Origin of the sequence: Fusobacterium perfoetens, from assembly GCF_021531475.1 — a bacterium.
GTDB lineage: Bacteria > Fusobacteriota > Fusobacteriia > Fusobacteriales > Fusobacteriaceae > Fusobacterium_B.
In genome coordinates, this window is sequence record NZ_JADYTX010000013.1 from 41,938 (window position 1) to 48,643 (window position 6,706).

6 protein-coding genes are annotated in these 6,706 nt (G+C 27.8%); all 6 read left to right on the forward strand.

The features are described 5' to 3' along the window. Positions 1 to 62: 62 nt before the first annotated feature. The 6 genes from glmU (at position 63) to cas9 (ending at position 6,633) form a co-directional block, all read left to right on the forward strand. Positions 63 to 1,409, forward strand: coding sequence for a bifunctional UDP-N-acetylglucosamine diphosphorylase/glucosamine-1-phosphate N-acetyltransferase GlmU (glmU, locus tag I6E15_RS04450; protein WP_235245467.1), 1,347 nt, complete (start codon positions 63 to 65; stop codon positions 1,407 to 1,409). A gap of 4 nt (positions 1,410 to 1,413) precedes the next feature. Then, positions 1,414 to 2,391: a ribose-phosphate diphosphokinase gene (locus tag I6E15_RS04455; RefSeq protein WP_235245469.1), complete on the forward strand. Its 978-nt coding sequence runs from the start codon at positions 1,414 to 1,416 to the stop codon at positions 2,389 to 2,391. Positions 2,392 to 2,518: 127 nt separating this feature from the next. Next, positions 2,519 to 3,127, forward strand: coding sequence for an L-threonylcarbamoyladenylate synthase (locus I6E15_RS04460; protein ID WP_235245579.1), 609 nt, complete (start codon positions 2,519 to 2,521; stop codon positions 3,125 to 3,127). A 15-nt stretch (positions 3,128 to 3,142) separates the two neighbouring features. Then, entirely contained in the window at positions 3,143 to 3,583 is a 441-nt protein-coding gene (locus I6E15_RS04465) for a hypothetical protein (protein WP_177162375.1), read from the forward strand. Between the two features lie 26 nt (positions 3,584 to 3,609). Further along, positions 3,610 to 3,870: a hypothetical protein gene (locus I6E15_RS04470; RefSeq protein WP_177162376.1), complete on the forward strand. Its 261-nt coding sequence runs from the start codon at positions 3,610 to 3,612 to the stop codon at positions 3,868 to 3,870. 120 nt (positions 3,871 to 3,990) lie between these two features. Next, on the forward strand, positions 3,991 to 6,633 hold the full coding sequence (gene cas9, locus I6E15_RS04475) for a type II CRISPR RNA-guided endonuclease Cas9 (RefSeq protein ID WP_235245587.1): 2,643 nt from the start codon (positions 3,991 to 3,993) through the stop codon (positions 6,631 to 6,633). The last annotated feature ends 73 nt before the right edge of the window (positions 6,634 to 6,706 follow it).

The window sequence follows — 6,706 nt, forward strand, 5'->3', positions numbered from 1 at the left end:
TATTGCATAATTTCGTTTATGTGGTATAATTTAGTAAACTAGTTTGTAAGGAGAGAGATAGTATGCAATTAAAAGCGTTAATTCTAGCTGCTGGAAAAGGAACTAGAATGAAATCTGATTTGCCTAAAGTAATTCATTTAGTAAATGGAGTACCTATGGTTCAAAAAATACTTAATGAGTTAAAAAAAATAGACACTGAAGAAAATATATTAATATTGGGACACAAAAAGGAAGAAATTCTTGCGAAAATAAAAGATGTTTCTTATGTAGTTCAAGAGGAACAACTTGGAACAGGTCACGCAATAATGCAAGCTAAAGAACTTTTAAAAGATTATGAGGGAGATGTAATGATCCTTTGTGGAGATACTCCTCTTTTAAAAAGTGAAACTTTAGAAAAAATGTACAACTACCACAAAGAAAATGGTTGTACAACAACAGTTCTTACAGCAATCTATGAAAATCCATTTGGCTATGGAAGAATAGTTAAAGAAAATGGAGATGTTGTAGGGATAGTTGAGGAAAAAGAAGCAAGCGAAGAAATAAAAAAAATAAAAGAAGTGAATGCTGGGGTATATTGTTGTAATTCTAAAGAGTTATTTAAAGCTTTAGACAGAATAGATAATAACAATGAAAAAGGTGAATATTATCTTACTGATATAATAGGTATCCAAGTAAAAGATGGAAAAAAAGTTTCAAGCTTTGTGTTAGAAGATAGCGAGGAGATTTTAGGAGTTAATTCTAAAGTAGAATTAGCACAAGCTTCAAGAGTATTAAGAGAGAGAAAAAATAAAGAGTTGATGGAAGAGGGAGTAATACTTATCGACCCAGCAACTACTTACATAGAAGAAACTGTAAAAATAGGTAAGGACACAGTTATTTATCCTGGTGTTGTACTACAAGGGAATACAGTTATTGGAGAAAATTGTGAAATTATCGGAAATACTAGAATAATAGACAGTACATTAAAAAATAATATAAGAGTTGAATCTTCTGTAATAGAAGAAAGTATCTTAGAAGATAAGGTAACAATGGGACCTTTTGCACATCTAAGACCAAAAGCACATCTTAAAGAAAAAGTTCATATTGGAAACTTCGTAGAAGTTAAAAAATCTACATTAGAGCCTGGAGTAAAAGCAGGACATCTAACTTATTTAGGAAATGCCACTGTTGGTAAAGATACAAACATAGGAGCAGGAACAATAACTTGTAACTATGACGGAGTAAATAAATTCGATACTCATATTGGAGAAAAAGTATTTATTGGAAGTAGCACAATGTTAGTTGCTCCAGTAAATATAGGGGATAACGCTCTTACAGGAGCTGGTTCAGTAATCACTAAAGATGTTCCAGAGGACTCTTTAGCTGTTGAAAGAAATAAGCAATTAATAAAACTTAAATGGAGGAAATAGACAAATGCAAATTGATATGAAAGAAGTAAAAATTTTTTCAGGAACATCAAATGTAGAATTAGCAGAGAAAATTGCTAAAAGATTAAATTGCAAACTAGGAGATGTACAAATTGTTAGATTCAAAGATGGTGAAATCTATGTAAGAGTAGACGAAACTGTTAGAGGAAGAGATATATTTGTAATTCAACCAACTTCTGGTCCAGTAAATGAAAATTTAATGGAACTTTTAATTTTCATTGATGCGTTAAAAAGAGCATCTGCCAAATCAATCAACGTTTTAATGCCATATTATGGTTATGCTAGACAAGAAAGAAAATCTAGCCCAAGAGAACCAATCACAGCAAAATTAGTTGCAAACTTACTTACAACAGCAGGAGCAGACAGATTAGTAGGAATGGATTTACACGCTGACCAAATCCAAGGATTCTACGATATACCAGTAGACCATTTACAAGCTCTACCATTACTTGCAAAATATTTCTTAGATAAAGGATTCAAAGGAGACGATGTTGTAGTTGTTTCTCCAGACATCGGTGGAGTAAAAAGAGCTAGAAAATTAGCTGAATGGTTAGATTGTAAAATCGCTATCATCGATAAAAGAAGACCAAAACCAAATTTATCAGAAGTTATGAACTTAATCGGAGATGTTGAAGGAAAAATCGCTATCTTCATAGATGATATGATAGATACAGCTGGAACTATAACAAATGGTGTAGAAGCTATAATCAAAAGAGGAGCTAAAGAAGCTTACATCTGTTGTAGCCATGCTATCCTTTCAGGACCAGCAGTAGAAAGATTAGAAAAATGTCCAGTTAAAGAAGTAATAGTAACTGACAGTATAAGACTTGCTGATGAAAAGAAAATAGACAAAATAAAAGTTTTATCAGTAGATGTATTATTTGCGAAAGCAATCGAAAGAATAGTTAAACACGAATCAGTTTCTGAGTTATTTGAAAGTATCGATACTTTTGAAGACAAATAATATTCTTCGTAAGTAGAAAAAACAAAAAAAGCTAGTGATTATACTAGCTTTTTTTTCTTTTTTATGCTAAAATATATTGCGAAAGTTTAAATAAAAAACTTGATTTTTTCACAAGAGGGATACAATAATGGAAATGTCATTGGAGAAAATAGGTATAAGATTAAAGAAAGGTGAACTTATAATATACCCAACTGATACAGTTTATGGAGTTGGTGGAGTATTAAAAGAGGACACTTTAAAAAAAATATATGAGGCGAAAACAAGAAGTTTTTCCTCACCACTTATAGCTCTCGTTAATAGTCTTGATAAGGTAGACGAGATAGCAATAATAAGTGACGAACATAGGGAAAAAATAAATAAATTGATTAAAAGATTTTGGCCCGGTGGACTAACTATAATTCTTAAAAAAAGAGAGAATGTTCCAGCAATAATGGTTTCAAATGGTGAAACTGTTGGGGTGAGAATGCCAAATCATAAACTAGCTCTGGATATAATTGAGAGTGCTGGTGGAATTCTTGCAACAACTAGTGCTAATATTTCTGGTGAAGCTACACCGTCTTCTTTTGTAGAAATATCTCCTATTTTCAAAGAGAGAGTTGATATTGTGATAGATGGGGGAAAATGTCCAATAGGAACAGCATCTACAATAATTGATATGAGTAAAAGTAAAATAAGTATTTTGAGAGAAGGAAGTATCTCAAAAGAGGAAATAGAAAATATAATAGGGAAAATATAATTAGTGGAGGTAAAAATGAAAGGTCAAAGAATTAACCCAGAAAAAATTAATCCTATGGAAATAAATGCAATGTCTTCTATGATGGGAATGATGGGAATTTTACAAAAAATAGGGAAAGGTAAAAGAAAATACTCTATAAAACTTGAAAAGAATCATAAAAAGTTTTTAGCAAGATTTATGGTTGATATAAAGAAAGAATTTGAAAAAACATATGCAAATGTCCCTCAAATGAAAGGTGTACTATCATTTTTAGATTATATAAAAACTTCTTGTGAAAATAAAGATTTAAAAGAATTAAATGTAAGCTATGAAGAGTTTGATTTCTTAAAAAGAATGCTTATGGATAACTTAAGAGGAATGGAAGCTATGCAATTAAAGTGGTATCAACTTATTAAAAAAGCCACTTTAAAAATGATGAAAACTCAATATAGAGACATTTTAGGGCAATTAAAATAAGTAAAAAATAGGAGGAAACAAGTATAATGGAAAATTTAGATTTATTTGATATAGCAGAACTTGTATATCAAGAAGAGTTTGATAGAATGTACGATTCTTTAGTGGCTGAATATAAAAATGGAGAAATAGATTTAGAAACTTTAGAAAAAAATGAAGAAGAACAACAAAAAGTTTTAATGAATGGTCTTTACGAAGGAGAAACAAAATTTGCTCATACTAACGCAATAGTTGATGCACACCAATTCGTAATTACAATGATAAAAACTGGAAAACTTGTAAGAGAATAATAAAATAAATTTGGCTCAGGACTAGTTCCTGAGCTTTTTTAGTTTAGAAATTTTATGGTTTACTTTTATGAAAAATAGTGGTAGACTTAATTAAAAGGAAAAATAATGGAGGGGAATATTATGGATTTTAGATTAGGTCTTGATATAGGAATAGCATCTGTTGGGTGGTGTCTTTTAGATAATGAAGATAGAATAATGAATGCTGGTGTAAGACTTTTTCCTGAAGCTAAAAGTGATGAAAATCAAACTAGAAGGGCAAGAAGAGGCACTAGAAGATTATTAAGAAGAAGACATCATAGGTTAGAAAGAGTAAGAAAATTATTATTTGAATATAAAATAATAAATAATGAAAATTCTGATTTTTATATAAATGAAATAACTCCTTATGAATTAAGAAGAAAAGGTTTATATGAAAAACTCTCTAAAAGAGAATTAGCAATAGCTTTGTATCATCTTGTAAAAAGAAGAGGAGCAGGAGATTTTAATATTGAAAGCTCTAATAAAGATGAAGATGAGGGTACAAAAGGCATATTACTAAAAAATCAAAAAAGATTAGAAGAAGGATATATCTGTGAATCTCAATTAAAATATCTTGAAGAAAATAAAAAAATAAGAGGAATTAATAATAACTACAAAACAACAGATTATATAAAAGAAGCTAAAAAAATATTAGAAATTCAAAAAGAATATTATTCTGAGTTAGATAATAATTTTGAAGAAAAATACATAGATATTTTATCAGGAAGAAGAAAATATTTTGAAGGACCGGGAAAAGGAAGTGCTTATGGTTGGAAAAATCAAGAGGAATGGATGGATAAACTTGTAGGAAATTGTACTTATTTTCCTGAAGAGTTAAGACTAGTAAAAAACTCTTATACAGCTGAATTATTTAATCTTTTAAATGATTTGAATAATCTAAAAATTAAAAGATCTGAAAATGATAAGTTAACAAAAGAAGAAAAATTAAGATTAATAGAATTATTCAAAACAGCTAAAACAGAAAAATCTATTACTCTAAAAAAAATAGCCAGTGAAATAGGTGTTGAAGAAAATGATATTTTAGGTTATAGAATAGATAAAAATGAAAAGCCTCAATTTACATTTTTGAAAAGTTATGTAGAAATAAATAAAATATATTCTTGTGATAATAGAGATATTTTAGATGAAATAAGCAAAATAGCTACCTATTATCAAGATTCTAATACAAGAAAAAAAGAGTATGAAGAAATTTTGAAAAATATAGATGAGGAAACTTTGGATATTCTTTCTGAAAAAATAAAATATACAGGGACACATTCTTTATCTAAAAAAGCTATTAATTTAATATTAGATGATTTAATAGAAACATCAAAAAATCAAATGGAATTATTTACAGAAAAAGGCTTAGTTCCATATAAAATGGATTTTACTGATGAAAAATATAAATATATTCCTAAAAAGTATGTAGATTATTGGATAATAAGTCCAGTGGTTAAACGTTCTTTAACACAATGTATAAATGTGATTAATGAAATTTTAAAAACATATGGAACACCTAAAGAAATTGTAATAGAACTTGCTAGAGAGAAAAATTTAAAAGAACAAACAGATAGAATAAAAGAAGCTCAAAAGAAAAATGAAAATGAAAGAAATGAAATAAAAGAAATGTTAGAAGGAAAAAAATTAGATAAAAGATATTTCGAACTTTTGAGATATTGGAAAAAACAAGATGGAATTTGTATGTACTCTGGAGAGTATATTCCAATAGAAAATTTAATATCAAATCCACTTGCTTATGAAATTGATCATATTATACCAAGATCAATCTCTTTTGATGATAGCCAAAATAATAAGGTATTGGTTAAAAGAATAGAAAATCAACAAAAAGGTCAAAGAACCCCTTACGAATATTTTAATCTTTCTATTTCAAAAAGAAGCTATGAAGATTTTAAGACACAAGTATTAGATATGTATAAATCTAAAAAAATAACTATTCAAAAAAGAGATAATCTTTTATTAGAAGATGATATATCTAAATATTCAAGAACTTTTATAGCTCGTAATTTAGTTGACACTCGTTATGCAACTATTGAATTTATGAATTTACTTATAAGATTTTTTAGAGATAAACAGCAAGATGTGAAAATAAAAAATATTAAGGGTAGTTTTACTAGTCAGATAAGAAAACAATGGGATATGACAAAAAATAGAGATATTTCTCACAGTCATCACGCCCAAGACGCATATATTATACTTATGGGAGAAAAAATTCTTAATAATTTAAGATGGGTCAAAGAATATCATCATAAAGATGAAAATATAAGATATCATATTTCTACTGGAGAAATTTTAGACGATAAAGCTTTTAAAGAGTTATTTAATTATAAGTATTCTCTAGCTATAAAAGAATATAAAGATTATAAATATTCTCATTTTGTAGATAAAAAACCTAATAGACAATTAATGAATGAAACAATATATAGTACAAGAAAGTATATTGAGAAAGATAAAAAAGGAAAGGATATTGAAAAAGAATATGTAATTTCTAAAATATCTAATATTTATGATCCTAAAAGTAAGATTGTAGACTTTTTTAAAGATGAGAAAAAACAAAAACAATTATTGATTTATAAAAATGATCCAATGACTTTTGAAAAATTATTAAAAGTATACAACGAATATAAAGATAAAAAAGGAAATCCATTCTATTTCTTCTATGAAGAATATAAAAAATATATTACAAAATACGCTAAAAAAGATAATGGACCAGTTGTAATGGATTGATATGATACCCATAAAGGACACATATATATTATCAACAAATTAAAAAATATAAGAAAGTTGGTAATGTATGTCT